The 17,881-nt window shown below is 40.5% G+C and carries 23 protein-coding genes; 9 read left to right on the top strand and 14 right to left on the bottom strand.

Translation table 11 applies throughout. From position 1 onward, the window contains the following. Nucleotides 1–109: 109 nt before the first annotated feature. Together N9I19_RS06370 and N9I19_RS06365 are read right to left on the bottom strand one after the other, a co-directional pair. On the bottom strand, nucleotides 110–427 hold the full coding sequence (locus N9I19_RS06370) for a YuiB family protein (protein WP_061465457.1): 318 nt from the start codon (nucleotides 425–427) through the stop codon (nucleotides 110–112). Between the two features lie 108 nt (nucleotides 428–535). Beyond that, nucleotides 536–1,018 carry an NUDIX domain-containing protein gene (locus N9I19_RS06365; protein ID WP_375166192.1) on the bottom strand — a complete coding sequence of 161 codons (483 nt, stop codon included), beginning with the start codon at nucleotides 1,016–1,018 and terminating at the stop codon, nucleotides 536–538. A 100-nt stretch (nucleotides 1,019–1,118) separates the two neighbouring features. Between N9I19_RS06365 and N9I19_RS06360 the strand changes: the two genes are divergently transcribed. Continuing rightward, nucleotides 1,119–1,280 carry a hypothetical protein gene (locus tag N9I19_RS06360; protein ID WP_317777290.1) on the top strand — a complete coding sequence of 54 codons (162 nt, stop codon included), beginning with the start codon at nucleotides 1,119–1,121 and terminating at the stop codon, nucleotides 1,278–1,280. Here the strand turns inward: N9I19_RS06360 and N9I19_RS06355 are convergent. Further along, nucleotides 1,267–2,484 (bottom strand): NAD(P)/FAD-dependent oxidoreductase, encoded by a 1,218-nt coding sequence (locus tag N9I19_RS06355; RefSeq protein WP_317777289.1) that lies wholly within the window; start codon nucleotides 2,482–2,484, stop codon nucleotides 1,267–1,269. The genes N9I19_RS06360 and N9I19_RS06355 overlap by 14 nt on opposite strands. Before the next feature lie 464 nt (nucleotides 2,485–2,948). On the opposite strand from N9I19_RS06355, the gene N9I19_RS06350 reads away from it, so the two are divergent. Further along, entirely contained in the window at nucleotides 2,949–3,941 is a 993-nt protein-coding gene (locus N9I19_RS06350; protein WP_061465460.1) for an NAD(P)/FAD-dependent oxidoreductase, read from the top strand. Between the two features lie 214 nt (nucleotides 3,942–4,155). On the opposite strand, the gene N9I19_RS06345 is transcribed toward N9I19_RS06350, so the two are convergent. Beyond that, complete coding sequence (locus N9I19_RS06345; RefSeq protein WP_317777288.1) at nucleotides 4,156–4,518, bottom strand: HesB/IscA family protein; 363 nt, start codon at nucleotides 4,516–4,518, stop codon at nucleotides 4,156–4,158. A 188-nt stretch (nucleotides 4,519–4,706) separates the two neighbouring features. Here N9I19_RS06345 and N9I19_RS06340 point away from each other — a divergent pair, with 188 nt between their 5' ends. Continuing rightward, nucleotides 4,707–5,441, top strand: coding sequence for a DUF2225 domain-containing protein (locus N9I19_RS06340; protein WP_317777327.1), 735 nt, complete (start codon nucleotides 4,707–4,709; stop codon nucleotides 5,439–5,441). A 67-nt stretch (nucleotides 5,442–5,508) separates the two neighbouring features. Here N9I19_RS06340 and N9I19_RS06335 read toward each other — a convergent pair whose 3' ends face one another. Continuing rightward, nucleotides 5,509–5,745 (bottom strand): YuzB family protein, encoded by a 237-nt coding sequence (locus tag N9I19_RS06335; RefSeq protein ID WP_284469332.1) that lies wholly within the window; start codon nucleotides 5,743–5,745, stop codon nucleotides 5,509–5,511. Nucleotides 5,746–6,047: 302 nt separating this feature from the next. Between N9I19_RS06335 and N9I19_RS06330 the strand changes: the two genes are divergently transcribed. Beyond that, nucleotides 6,048–7,115 carry an NAD(P)/FAD-dependent oxidoreductase gene (locus N9I19_RS06330; protein WP_061465464.1) on the top strand — a complete coding sequence of 356 codons (1,068 nt, stop codon included), beginning with the start codon at nucleotides 6,048–6,050 and terminating at the stop codon, nucleotides 7,113–7,115. Between the two features lie 102 nt (nucleotides 7,116–7,217). Here N9I19_RS06330 and N9I19_RS06325 read toward each other — a convergent pair whose 3' ends face one another. Next, nucleotides 7,218–7,541: a YuzD family protein gene (locus N9I19_RS06325; RefSeq protein WP_089361877.1), complete on the bottom strand. Its 324-nt coding sequence runs from the start codon at nucleotides 7,539–7,541 to the stop codon at nucleotides 7,218–7,220. Nucleotides 7,542–7,714: 173 nt separating this feature from the next. Between N9I19_RS06325 and N9I19_RS06320 the strand changes: the two genes are divergently transcribed. Next, nucleotides 7,715–7,951, top strand: a complete 237-nt coding sequence (locus N9I19_RS06320; protein WP_034310199.1) for a NifU family protein — start codon at nucleotides 7,715–7,717, stop codon at nucleotides 7,949–7,951. 193 nt (nucleotides 7,952–8,144) lie between these two features. Here the strand turns inward: N9I19_RS06320 and thrB are convergent, their stop codons facing one another. The 5 genes from thrB to yutH all read right to left on the bottom strand — a co-directional run bounded on the left by thrB (nucleotide 8,145) and on the right by yutH (nucleotide 13,645). Further along, nucleotides 8,145–9,089: a homoserine kinase gene (gene thrB / locus N9I19_RS06315; RefSeq protein WP_317777287.1), complete on the bottom strand. Its 945-nt coding sequence runs from the start codon at nucleotides 9,087–9,089 to the stop codon at nucleotides 8,145–8,147. Further along, the gene (gene thrC / locus N9I19_RS06310; protein WP_061465467.1) at nucleotides 9,086–10,147 is read right to left on the bottom strand and encodes a threonine synthase; all 1,062 of its coding nucleotides are present in this window, start codon (nucleotides 10,145–10,147) and stop codon (nucleotides 9,086–9,088) included. Before thrC ends, thrB begins: the two co-directional genes overlap by 4 nt. After that, complete coding sequence (locus N9I19_RS06305) at nucleotides 10,144–11,442, bottom strand: homoserine dehydrogenase (protein ID WP_317777286.1); 1,299 nt, start codon at nucleotides 11,440–11,442, stop codon at nucleotides 10,144–10,146. Before N9I19_RS06305 ends, thrC begins: the two co-directional genes overlap by 4 nt. Nucleotides 11,443–11,620: 178 nt before the next feature. After that, entirely contained in the window at nucleotides 11,621–12,535 is a 915-nt protein-coding gene (locus N9I19_RS06300) for a L,D-transpeptidase family protein (protein ID WP_317777285.1), read from the bottom strand. A gap of 108 nt (nucleotides 12,536–12,643) precedes the next feature. Beyond that, complete coding sequence (gene yutH, locus N9I19_RS06295; protein ID WP_317777284.1) at nucleotides 12,644–13,645, bottom strand: spore coat putative kinase YutH; 1,002 nt, start codon at nucleotides 13,643–13,645, stop codon at nucleotides 12,644–12,646. A gap of 200 nt (nucleotides 13,646–13,845) precedes the next feature. Between yutH and N9I19_RS06290 the strand changes: the two genes are divergently transcribed. Then, nucleotides 13,846–14,343 (top strand): phosphatidylglycerophosphatase A family protein, encoded by a 498-nt coding sequence (locus tag N9I19_RS06290; protein ID WP_061465470.1) that lies wholly within the window; start codon nucleotides 13,846–13,848, stop codon nucleotides 14,341–14,343. Nucleotides 14,344–14,421: 78 nt separating this feature from the next. Here the strand turns inward: N9I19_RS06290 and N9I19_RS06285 are convergent, their stop codons facing one another. Together N9I19_RS06285 and N9I19_RS06280 are read right to left on the bottom strand one after the other, a co-directional pair. Further along, complete coding sequence (locus N9I19_RS06285; RefSeq protein ID WP_284469325.1) at nucleotides 14,422–15,189, bottom strand: TIGR01457 family HAD-type hydrolase; 768 nt, start codon at nucleotides 15,187–15,189, stop codon at nucleotides 14,422–14,424. A gap of 23 nt (nucleotides 15,190–15,212) precedes the next feature. Further along, entirely contained in the window at nucleotides 15,213–15,650 is a 438-nt protein-coding gene (locus N9I19_RS06280) for a DUF86 domain-containing protein (protein WP_061465472.1), read from the bottom strand. A 447-nt stretch (nucleotides 15,651–16,097) separates the two neighbouring features. On the opposite strand from N9I19_RS06280, the gene N9I19_RS06275 reads away from it, so the two are divergent. Beyond that, nucleotides 16,098–16,364 carry a DUF3055 domain-containing protein gene (locus tag N9I19_RS06275; RefSeq protein WP_061465473.1) on the top strand — a complete coding sequence of 89 codons (267 nt, stop codon included), beginning with the start codon at nucleotides 16,098–16,100 and terminating at the stop codon, nucleotides 16,362–16,364. Nucleotides 16,365–16,430: 66 nt separating this feature from the next. Then, a complete protein-coding gene (locus N9I19_RS06270; RefSeq protein ID WP_125162572.1) occupies nucleotides 16,431–16,724 on the top strand; it encodes a cytosolic protein in 294 nt (97 codons plus the stop codon). A gap of 31 nt (nucleotides 16,725–16,755) precedes the next feature. Here N9I19_RS06270 and N9I19_RS06265 read toward each other — a convergent pair whose 3' ends face one another. Next, nucleotides 16,756–17,031 carry a YutD family protein gene (locus N9I19_RS06265; RefSeq protein WP_061465475.1) on the bottom strand — a complete coding sequence of 92 codons (276 nt, stop codon included), beginning with the start codon at nucleotides 17,029–17,031 and terminating at the stop codon, nucleotides 16,756–16,758. A 112-nt stretch (nucleotides 17,032–17,143) separates the two neighbouring features. Between N9I19_RS06265 and N9I19_RS06260 the strand changes: the two genes are divergently transcribed. Beyond that, on the top strand, nucleotides 17,144–17,803 hold the full coding sequence (locus N9I19_RS06260; RefSeq protein ID WP_317777283.1) for a YhcN/YlaJ family sporulation lipoprotein: 660 nt from the start codon (nucleotides 17,144–17,146) through the stop codon (nucleotides 17,801–17,803). Nucleotides 17,804–17,881 lie beyond the last annotated feature (78 nt).

Here is a 17,881-nt window from a genome sequence, read left to right as displayed (position 1 = left end):
CACAAGGATATTTGTTCCCTTTCCAGAGTGAAAGTATTCATAAAGCATGAAAAGATCCAATTTTTCTTACAAAAAAAGGACCGTCCATAAATGACGGCCCTTCCCATTATCAAAACATTTGATATCCTTTATTCCTTAGAATCCTGATGACCACACCAGCTAAAACCGCGCCAAGCAGCCCGCTTGATAAAATAATGATGTCTGCCGTATGCAGGGCTGTAAGGTTCGTTCCAAGATTAGAAAAAGATATTCCCGGATTTCTAAAATATTCAATTAGCTTTGTTTCATTGACAATGATGATGAAGACGATTGGAAATAAGATGACCATGATCCAAGAAGAACGAAAGAGCATATTCAGCAAAAAGCCAATTCCGAAAAACAATATGAAAAATAAGAGTATTGAGATAATTAAAACAGGCAATGGCATGTTATTCTTGACCCTCCTTAAAAGCGACACCTTTAGTTTACTGAAAAAATAATTGCTACGTCAACGACTTAATGCCAAATAATACCGAAGAAAAGATAATTACCCAAATCACATGAATAATTTATATGATGTATAGCCAAAATGATTTCCCGGATTCAACCCATCAAGCATCGTCTGCACTCTTTCCTTTTTAAAAGCTAAAAGCTGTTCCAATAATAACGATTGCTTCCCCTCTTGTATGAGTAAATCAGGGTCATAAAATTTAGCCTCATATAACTCATCCAATTGAGCGGTGACTTCAAAACTGATCGGTTTAAGTAAAAATACCAACATATTATCACTTATATCCCCTTTGATGACTCCGCTTCTAACACCAACAATGCCTTCGATTTCTGTATGAATGCCCGTCTCCTCCAACACTTCCCTTACGACAGCTTCGTCAACGGTTTCATCATTTTTGACAAAACCTGCCGGAAGCGACCACTGCCCTTTCAATCCGCCATACCTTTTGTTCACGACCAGCCACTCGCCTTTAGCAGATATCACAAGGCCGGACACTGCCAACCAAACATTTTTGCATCTTTCCACCAAAACCCACTTCCCCTACATTCATTATAAGTAGTGTAAACTCCAAACCGCTAGAGTACATACGTAATGCCAAAGCGGTCAAAGGGGAGGATTCTTTAATCTAGTGCTTCGTCATCCTTACCCCCATTATATTCCACATATGATAGGTGCATACTCCCCGTCTCCGCTTCATGGACGCTCATCGATAGATGCCATTGAAAAGGCCATTCAGGGACAATCCCCAAATGGCCATCACTTATATATCGAAAAAATCAAAGGACGTTGAATTTACCTTTCTTAGCAACCAAGGAAGCTCCGCCAATCATTAGCAATGCTCTGTTATCAACCATTTTCTTCATGAATGATGCAGTCTTGCCTGTAACTTTCTTGCCGAATACAACTCCAATCGCATTGTCATCACCAAGTGAACATACCGTTCCTTTGTTTTCGAAAGTGAACGTTTCAAGATCACTTTCGTTACGAACCAATTTAGTCAGGTTCTTCGCAATGACTTCACCTTGTTGCATGGCGATTTGTGCAGTAGGCGGGTATGGGCGATTAATTTCTTCATTGATGATCAACGCGCAATCCCCTACGATGAAAATATCGTCATGACCCGGTGCACGCATGTCAAGGTTCACTTTAATACGTCCGCGCATTGCTTCAAAACCTGATGCTTCAATCACTGAATTACCACGCACGCCAGCTGCCCATACAACGGTCCCCGCCTTGATTTCTTCCACTTCATCTTCGCCTCTTGCGACGATGATACCTTCGGGAGTTGCCCCCTTGATCGGTGTACCGATTTTGAATTCCACACCTTTTTTCTCAAGGTAGGAAACTGCATAATCCACTAATTCCGGATCGAAGCCAGGGAGGACGGCTGGTGCTGCCTCTACACAGTACATACGAACCTTTTGGAAATCGATATCGTATTCTTTACAAAGTTCAGGGACACGGTTAGCTAATTCGCCAAGGAATTCGATACCCGTAAATCCTGCTCCGCCAACAACGATCGTCAAGCGGTCTTCATTTTTCTCGACCTCAGAACTGTACGTAGCAAATTGCAATTGGATATGATCACGGATTTCACGTGCAGTGTTCACGTTAGAGATAGAGAAAGCATATTCTTTTAGTCCTTGGATCCCGAATGTTTCCGATTCCGGTCCAAGTCCAATCACTAGGTAATCATAAGAAATTTCGCTTTTTTCAAGGATGACTTTTTTGTCTTCTGCTTTCACTTCCAAAACAGAATCTTGGATGAATTTAACTTTGCTGCCGTTAATGACACTTTTGATTGGATAGCGCACACGATCATGATGAAGCGTACCAGCAGATGCTTCATGCAGCCATGTTGTTTCATAGTGGTAATCATTTTTGTTAACTAATACGATTTCAGCTTCATTTTGACCTAATGCCTTCTGTAAGCGAGTAACAGTCATCAGTCCACCATAACCTGCTCCTAAAACAACGATAGTTGGCTTTTTCAAAAGTATTCGTCCACCTTTACGATATTTTCTTGTGATGCTTTCCATAACTAAATCTATTGTCTATCTTTTTAATTTCCATTATAAAAAGCACTCTTATACATTTGTGACGTATTTCACGTAATACTTCGAAATTGTCATAAAAAATTCACTAAATGATGTCTAAGTAAATTTTAGTCTTTTTCCATACCTTTTTCAAGTAACAAACCGAACTTTTTCGCGTGAAAATAAAGCTGAAAAACGATGCTTTTCACCCCGTAAAGGACCATATTCATACTATATGTTCAACCTTGGTAAAGAGTATTTTTACCCACTTATGAAAGGGGGTGAACAGCATTCATAATGTAACCGTCCCGTTATAGTCAAAACTTTCTAACTTTTCTAATCTTTCTCCGTTTTTTAAAAGATTATCTATGTTAAAATAAGAGAATAAATTTCAGCAAACCTAGTATATCGGAGGGATAAAGTTGGAAGTTAACGAAAAAGTTTATGACATCACCATCATTGGCGGAGGCCCAGTTGGATTATTTACTGCATTTTATGGCGGCATGAGGCAAGCATCCGTAAAAATCATCGAGAGCCTACCGCAATTAGGCGGACAATTGTCGGCCCTTTATCCTGAGAAATACATCTATGATATCGCAGGTTTCCCCAAGGTGCGTGCTCAGGAGCTAGTGAATAATTTGAAAGAACAAATGGCAAAATTTGAACAGACTGTTGTCTTGGAGCAAGCCGTTCAAGAAGTGGAAAGGCAAGCAGATGGAGTTTTCAAGTTAACGACGGATAAAGAAATCCATTATTCCAAAACCATTATCATCACAGCTGGAAATGGGGCTTTCCAACCCCGCCGCATCGAAATTGATGATGCAAAAAAATATGAAAGCAGCAACCTTCACTATTTCATCGATGACCTCAATCATTTTGCTGGCAAAAAAGTGGTGATCTTCGGAGGTGGGGATTCAGCAGTCGACTGGGCACTTATGCTTGAGCCGATCGCCGAGAAAGTGAGCATCATTCACAGAAGAGATAAATTCCGTGCCCACGAACATAGTGTAGAAAACCTTAAAAATTCAAAAGTTGATATAAAGACTCCTTACATACCTTCAGAGTTGATTGGTACAGACGGCCGGATCCATACAGTTGTCATTAAGGATACAAATGGTGAAGATACAGAGACGATGGAGGTAGATGCAGTCATCGTCAACTACGGCTTCGTTTCTTCTCTTGGCCCCATTAAGGAATGGGGACTTGATATCCAGAAGAACAGTATTTTGGTGAATTCAAGAATGGAAACGAATATTCCAGGAATTTATGCAGCCGGAGATATCGCAACATATGATGGCAAAGTCAAATTAATCGCAAGTGGTTTTGGCGAGGCCCCCACTGCTGTCAATCACGCCAAGCAATATATTGACCCAAAAGCAAAAGTCCAGCCCATGCACAGTTCTTCCATGTTTTAATTATAGTACGCAAAAACCGGCTTTCATGGCCGGTTTTTGTGTCCCTAATTCCATGATTGTGGATAACTGTTTTCCATCGGAGCACTTTTTCGTCCTTTCCCACACTTCTTTCGACCGTTCACGATTTTATTCGACCTTCATGGCACTTCAACCCAAACAAACTGAAGGGGGGCACTTGTTAAAGTGCCCCCCTTTTCCAAATGAACAGAAATTGTTAGCAATTCTCCGGCGTACCGGCGTTTTTTGCCGTTTTGAAAGAAGACCCGCAACCGCATGAAGCGATGGCATTTGGGTTTTCGATCGTAAAGCCTCCACCCATCATCGTTTGTTTATAATCAATTACCGTTCCATTCAATATATCTGCATCCCCGTTATCAACAAGGATCTTAATTTCAAACTGTTCCAGCTGGCTATCTTTCTGTCCGGGCTCATTTTCAAAACCCATTCCATAGGATAATCCACTGCAGCCCCCGCCTTTGACGGCCACTCTTAAAAAGGAACCCTCTTCACCATTTTGTTTCATCATTTCTTTTATCTGAAAAGCAGCAGCTTCCGTTATTTGAACAACTTCACTCACAATAAATCCCTCCTTCTTCTTATAAGTGAGATAGAACTATTTCTCTTTATAGTATATACCAAAGAATTTCCCACGCTCAATTTTCCGGCTTGAAAAAATTCATATTCCCGCACCTATTTTACCAACATTATTTAAAAAATGGTTTATAATAAGGTTTATGGGTATATAGGACTGAATATTTTGACCCAATAAAAAAATTTAAAGTAAGGGAGGTAATCTCCATCGAAGATATACAGCCTCTATATGACAAAAACATGGAATGCCTTCTATGCAAACAAAAATCAACCACAAAAAGGGTACGATCGCATTTTGTAAAAGTAGCAAAATATGACACGGACTTTTGCCCCATTTATGCTGATTCAGCCGTTAATGCCCTTTACTATAATATTTTTGTTTGCCCTCACTGTGGCTTTTCCTATTCCGATGATTTCTCCCGGTACTTCCCTCAAGCCACAAAGGAAATCATTATGGAAAAGGTAAGCTCCAAGTGGGTTCCCCATCATTTCAGCAATGAGAGATCCATTAAAGACGCTATCAATACTTACAAGCTGGCTAGTTATTGCGGGGCTTTAAAAAAGGAAAAACATATTATCCTGGCCGGAATCCATTTACGGATTGCCTGGCTAAATAGGATCAATCGGTCCAAGGAACAAGAAAAAAGGTTTTTGAGATTCGCACTTAAGGAATATGAAGCATCCTATTCAACGGGGGACTTCAGCGGTACCCAGGTATCTGAAGCCAGAATCCTATATCTCGCTGGCGACATCTCCAAGAGAATAGGGAATGAAAAGGCAGCAATCAAGTATTTTTCGTTAGTATTCGAAAGACAAAGAAATGCCCGTGAAACCTCCATCATCCAGATGGCCAGGGACCGCTTTCAGGAAATTAAGCAAGATCAGGGCAACTCCCCACCCGTTGCTTGAGCTATGAATGGATAAAGCAATGAAAAGGCTGTCCCAGGCAGGAACAGCCTTTTTACGCCGTTGATGATTAAAACATGTCAAATTCATCAATGAACTTATATATTTTATCTACCAATTCATCCGTTGTGTCACCGGAAACCACTTCACCGTTTACAAGCGCATATAAGTTACTGGAGCATTTGCCGCAATATCCCAAACAACCGTATTCTAAGATATCTAAATTCGGATCCCGCTCCAATCTTTCCATAGCCTCTTGAGCACCGCTGGCCAGATTGCTTACACAAAATTCAATAATCGGGTACATTGTTTCACCTCACAGTTACTAACAAACCATCTTATTACTTTTCCCAATTACAGTCAATATTTACGAATATAAAATAAGCCGATTTTAAGATACAGGTTGTGATTTCCTTTTATATTCGTTATACTTTTGTCGGGGAACGTAAAAAAGAATATTAATTAATTTTTTATTCTTACTACTATTGGGGTATATATATGTAAATAAACTTAAAAGGTTCATTTGGGGAAATCCTATAATGGGATAGTTGTTTTCACAAGTGAAGCATTTATCAAATTTTTAAGAGATCAAATAAAGGGGAAAATAATATGAAGAATTTAGTCATACTTGGTGGTGGGTATGGTGGTATGCGCATGTTGCAAAGATTGCTGCCTAATCAGCTTCCTGAAAATGTGAGCATCACGCTTATCGACCGTAATCCTTATCACTGCTTAAAAACGGAATATTATGCTTTAGCAGCAGGTACCATTCCTGATCAGCACATCCGTGTTGCATTTCCTGAACATCCTCGCTTGAAGAACGTATACGGAGAAGTACTTTCCATCGATATGGAAAATAAACAAGTCATTATAGAAAATCAAGACCCTGTCGTTTATGATGATTTAGTCATCGGCCTTGGCTGCGAAGATAAATACCACAATATTCCTGGAGCAGACACACACACCTATAGTATCCAAACAATCGATAAATCACGCAGCACATATTCAGCTTTGAATAATTTAGGGGCTGGTGCAACCGTTTCTATCGTAGGTGGCGGACTTAGCGGTGTTGAGCTTGCAAGTGAATTGATTGAAAGCCGTTCAGATTTAAACGTTAAGCTATTTGACCGTGGACCGCATATTCTATCTGCTTTCCCAGAAAGATTAAGCACATTTGTCGAGTCTTGGTTCGATAAACATACAATCGATATCGTCCATCATTCAAATATAACCAAAGTTGAGCCAAACCTTCTTTATAATGGCGACGAAGCAGTTCAAAGTGACGTCATCGTTTGGACTGCTGGAATTCAGCCAAGCAAAATCATCCGTGATATGGATATTGAAAAAGACCGTCAAGGAAGAGCGGTTCTGACTCCTCAGCATTTCCTTCCTACTAATGACAGCATCTTTGTGGTCGGTGACTGTGCAAGCCTGCCTCATGCACCTAGTGCTCAATTAGCGGAGTCCCAAGCTGAGCAAATCGTCCAGGTCCTTGTGAAAAAATGGGCAAATGAACCACTTCCAGAAAGCTTCCCTACCATGAAATTAAAAGGGACACTAGGTTCTCTTGGGAAGAAACAAGGTTTTGGTCTTGTTGCAAACCGCCCTATTACGGGAAGAGTGGCACGATTAATGAAATCAGGCATTCTCTGGATGTATAAATACCATAACGGTTGATTGATTCCAAACCTTCTTATGTGATTACATTTTATAAAATGACCCATAAATGAGCTGAGCGCAGCTCACTTTGGGTCATTTTCTTTTTTCTACCTTTATATATCACACTTGTATTGTATATCCATGTTTTTCCATAGTTTCTACCACTTTTTTGAGCCGCACATTTCCTTCTTCAATAATTTCATCTTCAATGAGGACCAGTGGATAAAATAAATCTTCTTCGATCATCTTCATGGCAAAGCTCTTTTGCTTCACCTTTTCTGGAGGATTGTATATATCTATATAGGTTATTTTGAATTTCTGCTCAGGAAACTTTCTCGTTAATGCAGCCTCAAGCCACTCACAAGTATCTTTCGAAGAGGGAAGATTTACACAGCTCGCGCAAATTTGCTCCGCTCCATACACTTCTATCTCAATTTCTTTCATTACTATACTCTACCTCCATCATTTTAATATTTTCACTTCATTTTGAATACTTTTAAGAAACATTCACCTGTTTCCATCTTACCAGAATAATATAGATTATATTTCCGCAAAGTTACAGTTGGATTTTTTACTACCTTCGCATTATAATATGATTAGGAAAGGAGTCGATTGCAATGTCTGAACAAACAATGGAAGTTCAAGTTCAAGAAGTCCTAGATAAACTTCGTCCGTTTCTTCTTCGTGATGGCGGTGACTGTGAACTAGTTGACGTAGAAGATGGAATTGTAAAATTACGATTACTAGGAGCCTGCGGAAGCTGTCCTAGTTCGACCATTACGCTAAAAGCTGGGATTGAGCGTGCCCTTCTTGAAGAAGTCCCTGGTGTAGTGGAAGTTGAACAAGTTTTCTAATAGCCCTTTAAATAACATGCAGCGTATGGATGAAGGATCACCTCATCTATAAACGTTCAACCTTTTTCGTGCAGACCGGAACCTTTTCTGGACTGTTATAAAATAAAGCTGACTCGGCTTTTGCCCTATCAAATGATTTGATACGGCTTGACGCGGGTCAGCTTTTTTATAATCTACTTAAATCAAGCATGGCTTACGATTTCAAAAATTTCAATTCCTTTTTTTCTTGTTCCGAAAGGATTGCCGTATGGCTGCCATCATTATCGATTTCCAGCTCTTTCACAAGAAATTCCGGAAATTTCCCCTTCAATCCCGTGAACACACTTTCACATTTTTCTGCGGATGCCAAGCATAAAACAGTAGGACCTGCTCCGCTTAGGGCTGTACCAAATCCGCCTTCTTTATGGACAACTTCTTCTATAAGTGCTAAATGAGGGACTAACCGCGCCCTATAGGGTTGATGGAAACGATCGCTTTGCATCATTTTACCAACAATCTTCCAATCTTTGGATAAAATTCCCGCAAGCAAAACATTGGCGGCTGCACTTCCGTTTATCGCTTCTTTATAGGAAAGCGAATTAGGAAGGACTTCTCTTGAATCCTCAGTAAGCAATTCAAAATTGGGAATGACTGCAATCACCTTAACTCCTTCGATCGGAAACGAAACGACATCCGTTCTTTCCTCTGTATGCAGACCCACAACCATTCCACCATACACAGATGCCCCTGCATTATCCGGGTGCCCTTCAAAGAGGGAAGCATGCCTATTCTTTTCCTCATCGGATAAATGGAGTTCACCAACGATGTTCGCTAATTCAATACCAGCTACAATGGCAGAGGCACTGCTTCCAAGCCCCCGTGCCAGTGGAATTTCACTAGAGACGAAAAGCCGGCATGGGGATAGTTCCCTTCCATAAAAGGCAGCCGTTTTCTTGGCAATTTGGACGATATAATTATGGTCATCCCTTGGAAAAACAGACATCTCTTCTGAGAGCGGAACGACTTCCCAATGATCTGATGTAGATCCGTGTATTTCCAAGTAAAGTCCTAAGGCCAGGCCGATGGAATCGAATCCTGGTCCTAAGTTGGCCGTACTCGCTGGTACACGGATCAAGAACATCTCGGAATCTGCACTCATGCCTGGTTCACACCTTGCAGATGTTCTAAAATGACCTCTTCATCCATTGGCAACAATGTCGGTTGAATCGTGCTTGTATCGACTGCCACATTCGGATCTTTCAATCCATTTCCTGTAAGTACAGCAACGATCTTACTTCCTTTTTTGATTTCACCGCTTTTTAATTGTTTATAGATGCCTGCAATGGAAGCACATGATGCTGGCTCAGCAAATACTCCCTCTTTTTTAGCGAGGAAATGATAGGCTTCCAGAATTTCTTCGTCTGTCACCTCATCAATTTTACCTTTGGATTCATTTGCTGCTTCCACAGCGAAGTTCCAACTGGCTGGATTACCAATCCGGATGGCAGTTGCAATCGTTTCGGGGTTTTCGATAATGGTATCCCTGACAATTGCAGCCGCACCTTCCGCTTCGAACCCTCTCATTTCAGGAAGGCCCGTTTGTTTCGATTCATTATATTCTTTAAACCCTTTCCAGTAAGCCGTGATATTACCTGCATTGCCGACTGGGAGCGCCAATATATCCGGTGCAGAGCCGAGAGCGTCACAAATTTCGAAAGCCGCTGTCTTCTGCCCTTCAATCCGATATGGGTTGACCGAATTCACAAGAGTTATCGGTGAGCTTTCACTAAGTGAACGGACGATTTTTAAAGCCTGGTCGAAGTTCCCTTCGATCGAGATGATTTCCGCTCCGTACATAACGGCTTGAGCGAGCTTGCCCATTGCTATTTTGCCTTCTGGAATGACAACGATACAGCGCAGGTTGGCACGAGCGGCATAAGCTGCGGCAGCAGCCGATGTATTCCCAGTAGAAGCACAGATGATCGTGTCGCTACCCGCTTCGATCGCTTTGGCGACGGCCATGACCATTCCGCGGTCTTTAAAAGATCCAGTTGGATTCGCCCCTTCATATTTTACATGTAAGTCGATTCCCCACTCTTCGGATAATCGATTCAGTCTAATTAAAGGTGTATTACCCTCCAAAAGGGATAGTGCAGGTGTATTTTCATTGACAGGTAAAAAATCTTTATATGTGCTTATAAGTCCTTGCCAGCTCATTTGATGTCCTCTCCTTCAACTCTGTATGTGCTCTTCACTTCTTTTACCATATTGTAATCATGTAATTTCTGTATTATTTGCTCAAACGCAGCCAATGTGGCAGTATGCGTAACTAATACGATTTCGGAAGATTCCTTTTCATCCAGCGGCAATTGAAGGATTTTATCGAACCCTACCCCATGCTCGGCAAATAAATTCGTGATTCGGGCTAAAACGCCAACTTCATCCTGAACATGCAATCGAATGAAGAACTTAGCGAAGATCTCAGTTGCAGCTTTTAATTGTTTCGGGTATTGCGGTGAAACCGCACTACGGCCATTTACGCCCAGCCTCATATTCTTGATGACCGTCACCATATCCGAAACGACTGCAGTCGCGGTCGGTAAACTGCCCGCTCCTGGTCCATAAAACATCGTCTCCCCTACAGCTTCACCATAAACGTATACCGCATTATATTCATTATTTACCGATGCTAACGGATGTGACTCCGGAAGAAGTGCAGGCTGGACGCTTACTTCGACCCTATCCCCTGCCCTAGAAGCAACGCCAATCAACTTCATTGTATAGCCAAGCTTTTTACTATAGCTCAAATCCTCTTCGGATATCTCGGTGATGCCCTGTACATCCACATCATTCAAGCCAATGTTCATTGAGAACCCGAGAGTGGATAGTATCGCCATTTTACGGGCAGCATCCAATCCTCCTACATCGGCTGTAGGATCGGCTTCAGCGAATCCCAGCTCCTGAGCTTCCTTCAATACGTCATCATAAGCTCTGCCTTCCTTGCTCATTTTCGTTAAAATGAAGTTTGTCGTTCCATTGACGATTCCCATCATTTTCGTGATGCGGTCAGAAGATAATCCATCGACAAGACCGCGTAAAATCGGAATTCCGCCTGCAACACTTGCTTCATAGAATAAATCACATTGATTCTCGGTGGCCAATTCCAGCAGTTCCGGTCCATATAAAGCCATTAGGTCTTTATTGGCCGTAACGATATGCTTTTTATTTTTTATTGCTTCAACCAGATAACCGCGTGTTTCTTCAATTCCACCCATAACTTCAATTACAACATCAATCTCGGGATTCGAAAGGATATCCTCAGGATTGTCAGTTAACATACCTTTTTCAATATCGACAAGCCGCTCCTTCGTCGTGTCTTTGACTAGAATCTTCTTAATGGATATGGAACAGCCCACTTGATGCGTGAGCTTGTCCTGATGACTTTCGATGATTTGTACGACTCCTGATCCGACTGTACCTAACCCCAATAAACCGATCGAGATGGCTTTCATATTTGGTTCCCCCTTAAGAACTGTTTACCTGAAGAAAACATTTGTATTTGTATAGTAGACATTATAAGATTAATTCATATAATTATCAATAGTTAGAAAAGATGGATGTACGAACTTTTTTGTCCATCCCTAGAATGAGTAAGAACGGATAACACTAAATTTAACCATTTGAAGATTATTACTTAACGCTCTTTAATGAATCATTTGTACCCATTACTATATGTGGCTTTTGCAAGGGATCCATCCATTTCAGTAAACTGAGGACGTTCTTTTCGGAAGTGGCTATACATCCCGCCGTCGGCTTTGTTTCCCCTCTCCATATATGAAGAAAGATTGCACTGCCTTTTCCTTTTATGATGGGATTCGTATTATAATTGATGACCGCCCCATACTTATATAGTTCATGATTCATCCTTTCGAAAGACTTCCATTTATCTACCGGATTCCCTTTATAGGTTTTCCAATTGTTATAATCCTTTGAGGTTTGATCATCAATCCAGTAGTCATAATTGGTCGTTTTCCTATAGCTCATTTTCATACCGGCCGGCTTCGTTTCGCTTCCAAAAGCAGTACCAAATGAATAAATCCCAACCGGTGATTTTCCATCGCCCTCTTTTTTGCTCTTCGTGAAGCCGTTCTTCCCAATGACGCCTTCCATCCCCTTTAATGCCCGTCTCCATTCACCTTGTTTCTTTTCATACGTTTGGATCGTGACCTCCGTATCACTCATCGATTTCCCTTTTACCGATACAACTTGGTTAACACCCTTTCTCATATCGAATTTCTTCAGAAGGGTTTTTTCATCGGAACTGAAAACCTCTTTTGCATCTGCCATCTTGATATATGCAGTCTTTTTTGAGTGACAGACCTTATACCAGTTTCCAGTTCTCCCACTTGCCGATAATTCTTTATTTTTGTTATAACTCTTTAATGTTTTACTTGCAGCCGACGCCTTTTCTTTCATATCAGTAGTAGACTTCATGACAATCTTGAATTGAGTTGCTTCACAACTTATTTTCGTTTCAGCTTTCGCAAGATTTGTCGACTGGATGACTAAAAGGAATAAAAGGGCCGCCATTATCAATCTTTTCATGGACTCACCTTTCCACATCTTTAAGTAATTCACTTTAAATATCTAACTATTCAAAAAAATCTTGTTATCATCATAACATAGTAATTAAGGATGAATCATATTTCTTTCCTAAATCCAGTCAATTTGAGGTAAATTATATTGCTTGGCCGGAACTTCCGCCAATTCATAAAAATGTTTGAGGAATGATTCATATTGTTGGGAGGATTTCGTGATCGACGATATTTTGTCCTCCAATTCATTTGACCTTGATTCCGTCGTTTTTGAAAAATACTCTTCTACTGTTTCAAAATAATGAATGGGAAATAGTATTCTTGAATATAACAATCGGGCTGAAAAGCTGGAGAATTGTTCAATAGCCTGATATTCGTGAAAGAAATGGCCAATGCCTTTCTGATGGGTATGTACATTTTGAAAATAGTGTTCCCTCACCCATTCCGCCACATCCCTGGTGCCGTGGTCGAACACCCAATCAAACGGATTTTTCATCCATTTATTGCTTTTCCAGGTATCATGTAAAAAACGTTCATAACATACTGTTCCACTATCGACAATTTGCGGGGTATCATCAATTTCCGTGTCGACCAAATATTGAATCGCATTTTCACCAAGCACCATATAATAGGGAAAGGTTTCTATAAATAATTTTTCAAACTGGTTATCAGGATGGGCATTGAGCTTATCCCTCCAAATCATTTCTAACTGATCGATCCTTTGTTCCCATAACTCTTTCCATTTACCAATCCTTGAACATGTTCGAATCGTTTCAGTAATATTTCTCCCACGCTGGTGAAATCTTGCCAGCCGTCTTCCTGGGTTGAAATTTTTCGGGCCTTCTAAAGCCTGATTGGCAAGAAGGATGAATAATTGTTCATCCGCTTCCGAAACAAAACTTCCATGATTGGCAAGGACAAAGGCCGATACGTAGCGATCTCCTTGTGAAATCAGGTGTTGAGACATTTTATGCCGTTCCACTAATTCCTCCTGCTCCATATTTCCAATGGGAACGATGCTGTAAACCATATTCCCTGAACGGAAGCTTGGAAACCTGCTATTGGTTTCTTCAAGCCCTACCTGTATACCATAATTATTAAAAATGATTTCTTCTATCATGGAATGGCCCCCCTCATTAAATGGATATAATAGAAATATTGGACATCATATACTTATATATATGTGGAATAATCCGTTTTCTGAATGATTATCGAAACCTTATTGGAAATTCGCATTAAAACATGGGTTTTCATTTTGATCAACTAAAAACTGCCGGCATTAGAACTATCCCTTTAAAATATAGAGAAATGGGTGATTACATGGCTAATATTGAACAATCAATATCTGAACAAACGGCTCGAAGATGGTTAATTGAAAGAGGAGTGAAATTGGAGGATATCGCTGAACTTGTCATGTATTTACAATCAGGTTACCATGAAAATCTCCAAATGGCTGATTGCCTTCACAATGTAGAACGGGTCCTTTCAAAACGCGAGGTCCAAAATGCCATACTGACCGGCATACAGTTGGATATTCTAGCCGAGAAAAAACTGCTCGAGGAACCCTTGCTAAGCATCATTGAAATAGATGAAGGCCTATATGGGGTGGATGAAATATTAGCTTTTTCTATTGTGAATGTTTACGGATCCATCGGCTTTACTAATTATGGTTTCATCGATAAGCAAAAGCCGGGTATCTTAAAATATTTGAACGATAAAAGCACAGGTAAGGTAAATACCTTTCTAGATGATATTGTTGGAGCAATTGCAGCTGCCGCTTCAAGCCGGCTTGCCCACAGAACCGAAAATGCAGAATAGTAAGCCATAATTCATTCATTGATTTTCACTGTTTTGCGACATAAAAAAACCAGGGCTGCTTTCGCAGGCCTGGTTTTTTCATTCGAAGCGCCATAGGTCGAGCGTGTCCACCACATGCGTCGGCTGCTCCTTATATTGCTTCAAGCGTTCTTTGGTCGTTACCCCAGTATGTACAAGCAATGTATCGATCCCTGCATTAATGCCGGCGAGGATATCCGTATCATAGTTATCCCCAACCATGATTGTCTCTTCTTTAGGTACCCCTAATACTCTTAGAGCCTGTTCCACTATGACGGATTCAGGTTTTCCAATGAAAATCGGCTGTACCTGAGTCGAAACGGAAACAACGGATGTCAAAGCACCATTCCCCGGCAAAAGGCCTTGTTCAGTAGGAATGGCAATATCGCCATTTGTTGAAATGAAAACTGCGCCATTTCTAACTGCAAGGCAGGCTTTTGACAACTTTTCATAATTGATGCCGCGGTCGATGCCCATTACCAAAAAGTCTGGATGCTCATCCACAAGCTTCATTCCTTTTTCCTTGAGAGCCTCGATAATGCCTTCTTCACCCACTACATAGACCGATGCAGCTTCCTTTTGTTCAGCTATGTAATTCGCTGTGGCCATGCTTGTCGTGAAAACCTGATCATCTTCCGTTGATATGCCGATGCTTCTCAATTTATCCGCTACCTGTGCCGGAGTCCGGGACGAGTTGTTGGTGACGAATAAATAAGGGATATCCCTTTTTTTTAGGTCATTTATAAAACCTGCAGCTTCCGCAATTTGCTCAGTCCCGCGATACATGGTGCCATCTAAGTCAATTAAATACCCTTTATACGACTTCATTTGAATTCGCCTTCCTAACAATACTAGTTTTTAAAAGCAGATACAGGTCCCAATTCGTTTGTTAAATAGTTCCTCACCAAATTCGGGAATTGCTTAAATGCCGCGATATTTTCCGAGAATACCTTATGCAATTCGTTGTGATCAACTTCAATGAAGTCTTGAACCAGCATTTTCCTTAGCGGCAAAACCTTTTTAAATTGTATCGCTTTTTCTTCTGAAATGACTTTTTCATCATGAAGGATATCGATAATATCTTCGTAACTTCCCGGATCACGCATAATAAAACCATCAATTACTGCATTTCCTACATCCAACACGGAATCGATGGAAGTCTGTATGAGCCTTTCAGCGATAAGTTCCTCAATGTCTCCATCCCAATTATCATGCCCTTCAAAAAGTCCAAGCTGCTTTTCAAGAAAACCTAATATTTGTTCAATCTTTTGGCGGTCTACAAAGTACATTTTTTCCAGATCCTTTCTGATCTAAGATGATATAGGAAGCATTACTATGGTTGATTGGCCAGCCGAGTTATAACCCTGTACCAAAAACAACCTTATTCCTTGATAATACCATAGCTTCTCCCCTACTCTCAATTCCTTCAGCCACAACCTTTGAACCGATCCCTCTACTAAACATCGGCAGAAACGTACATTGACTTTTTTACAGGGGTCGCATTTCCCGTCATCCATTGAAATAAAAGTAACCAAAATTACGTCCTATTTGCATTCTTGACAATTTTCCTTTAATCGAGGAAAACTCTCTCGCGGCATGATTGCTGGACGATCCTAATGCATTAAGACGCGTGACGAAGTTCCTCCACCTTTGGAGCCCGAAAATGTCTGTTCCCCTATTGAAGTCACTTTGTTATGATGGAATTACAAATGTGAACATAAGAAGGGAATGATATTATGGAAGATCGTTTTTATTTATACAATGACGTCGTTGATTCAAAAACCCGGTTCATAAGTTTCATGGGCGAAGAATCAAGATTCGATTTGGCCATTACGACAACTGATCGTTTTTATGGGAAGAAACTTGTTTTAAATATGCAGAGTAACCGATTCGCGATCATTGGACCTGATGATTTAGAAGAGGAAGGCTATCTTGAGCATGCCTTTCAGTTGTCAGAAGCGGAAGCGGAAGAATTAAGTCACTTTTTAATGGAAATCGTCTGAAAGCTGAAGTTTTTTTCTTAATCGGGAAAACCTACTGAATGTACGATTACATGAGGGGGGATTACCTTGGGCAAAGAAGAGGAAATATACCACGATTTCTCCAATGTCGAAAAACAGCGGGATTATTTAATTCCTGAAGAATTTCCCGAAGGACCTTTTGGATCATCCATAGCAAAGGATGCACCAGTTCAAAATAAAAACACACCATGGCAGGAAGGGCAACGATATCAAAGTGCCTTTAATTTTGAAAATAAATCGTTGCACGAAGACTTACCTCGAAAATATCCTGGTGCTCATCCGACACATGATGATCCAGAAAACCATGAGCAGCCTCCTTATAAAGGATACGGAAGCTCTTAACATGGATGGCCAGAGTAAATTCTGGCCTTTTTCATTTCTTTATTTTCTTCATGACGAAATATGGACAGCCAAAATTGCAGTATTCATATAAATATTCAGTAAGCGTGCTTATTTTTGTATCGAAGGTCGCTTTCTGATTAGAATCATCAAAAAATCCACGCAGCCTCAATTGGCCGTAACCCCAATCCCCTACAATATAATCATACTTCGTTAAAATCTCACTGTATCTGGCTTTAAACGCTTCTTCGTTATAGCCTTCCCTTTCATCCTCAATTATTTCATAGGTCATGTTATTGATGTTAATCATTGCTTTCACCTCTCAAAAATACATTCCTTCTTAAATTATAACTGATTCCCCATCAATTACTAAGCGAAAAATAGAGAAATATGTTCATCCTAAAGTTATGGGGGTGTTATTGATGAAAAAAACGATAATAACAATAGGTTTAAGTTCGATTATTGCACTGACCGGATGTTCTAATAAACATGATCAGGGGCTCGGTGCAAAAAATCATGCTGGTAACCCAACAAACGTAAATAATCCGACCCAATATTATGACGAGGATTATCGCAATCATGACAATAAAAGTGATGATTTCGGTTTTACCCGCACCAATAGTACAACCATTGACGGCCGTAACATTTCTAACAAGGCTGCTTCCATTGACCGTGAACAATTGTCTGATGTCATTTCTAAGCTCAGTGTACAGATTCCAAATGTCAATGATGCGGCTACCCTCGTAACGGATGAGGAAGTTCTTGTCGTATACGATACAAATACCAAGGATCGGACTGAAACCGCTGACCAAGTTAAACGAACAGCTATGTCCGTCGTTCCTCGCTACTATCACGTCTACGTCAGTGATGATTTTCAAAACCTTTCCCAAGATGTCGAGAATTTCGCTACATTGAAATCCGGCAGCAAAGGGATCGACTATACGATTGAACAAACCATCAAAAGAATGCTGAAATCGCCTCAAGGATACAAAATGAGTAACGCAGAAAATGAAAACGGAGAAATGGTTAACGATAAAAGGGATCATCACGATAACATCAATCAAAAAATGGATAATCGTTAATTAAAAAGGCTCTTTTCGTAAAGATTGTTGTTTTTAAAACGAAACTATTTAAGGTTGATTGGAGCGGAAGTGCGAGAC

Origin of the sequence: Peribacillus sp. CSMR9 (assembly GCF_033141925.1) — a bacterium.
GTDB lineage: Bacteria > Bacillota > Bacilli > Bacillales > DSM-1321 > Peribacillus > Peribacillus simplex_A.
The sequence above is the reverse complement of the archived record's forward strand: the minus strand, read 5'-3'. Positions and strand labels throughout refer to the sequence as shown.

Bases quoted from the DNA above. Each gene is read 5' to 3' on its own strand.
- N9I19_RS06285 (WP_284469325.1), bottom strand. From the start codon at position 15,189: ATGAAGTCGTATAAAGGGTATTTAATTGACTTAGATGGCACCATGTAT.
- thrB (WP_317777287.1), bottom strand. From the start codon at position 9,089: ATGAGTGCAGATTCCGAGATGTTCTTGATCCGTGTACCAGCGAGTACG.
- N9I19_RS06370 (WP_061465457.1), bottom strand. From the start codon at position 427: ATGCCATTGCCTGTTTTAATTATCTCAATACTCTTATTTTTCATATTG.
- N9I19_RS06275 (WP_061465473.1), top strand. From the start codon at position 16,098: ATGGAAGATCGTTTTTATTTATACAATGACGTCGTTGATTCAAAAACC.
- N9I19_RS06290 (WP_061465470.1), top strand. From the start codon at position 13,846: ATGGCTAATATTGAACAATCAATATCTGAACAAACGGCTCGAAGATGG.
- N9I19_RS06280 (WP_061465472.1), bottom strand. From the start codon at position 15,650: ATGTACTTTGTAGACCGCCAAAAGATTGAACAAATATTAGGTTTTCTT.
- N9I19_RS06330 (WP_061465464.1), top strand. From the start codon at position 6,048: ATGAAGAATTTAGTCATACTTGGTGGTGGGTATGGTGGTATGCGCATG.
- N9I19_RS06300 (WP_317777285.1), bottom strand. From the start codon at position 12,535: ATGAAAAGATTGATAATGGCGGCCCTTTTATTCCTTTTAGTCATCCAG.
- N9I19_RS06260 (WP_317777283.1), top strand. From the start codon at position 17,144: ATGAAAAAAACGATAATAACAATAGGTTTAAGTTCGATTATTGCACTG.
- thrC (WP_061465467.1), bottom strand. From the start codon at position 10,147: ATGAGCTGGCAAGGACTTATAAGCACATATAAAGATTTTTTACCTGTC.
- N9I19_RS06320 (WP_034310199.1), top strand. From the start codon at position 7,715: ATGTCTGAACAAACAATGGAAGTTCAAGTTCAAGAAGTCCTAGATAAA.
- N9I19_RS06325 (WP_089361877.1), bottom strand. From the start codon at position 7,541: ATGAAAGAAATTGAGATAGAAGTGTATGGAGCGGAGCAAATTTGCGCG.
- yutH (WP_317777284.1), bottom strand. From the start codon at position 13,645: ATGATAGAAGAAATCATTTTTAATAATTATGGTATACAGGTAGGGCTT.
- N9I19_RS06305 (WP_317777286.1), bottom strand. From the start codon at position 11,442: ATGAAAGCCATCTCGATCGGTTTATTGGGGTTAGGTACAGTCGGATCA.
- N9I19_RS06335 (WP_284469332.1), bottom strand. From the start codon at position 5,745: ATGTACCCGATTATTGAATTTTGTGTAAGCAATCTGGCCAGCGGTGCT.
- N9I19_RS06265 (WP_061465475.1), bottom strand. From the start codon at position 17,031: ATGATTAACATCAATAACATGACCTATGAAATAATTGAGGATGAAAGG.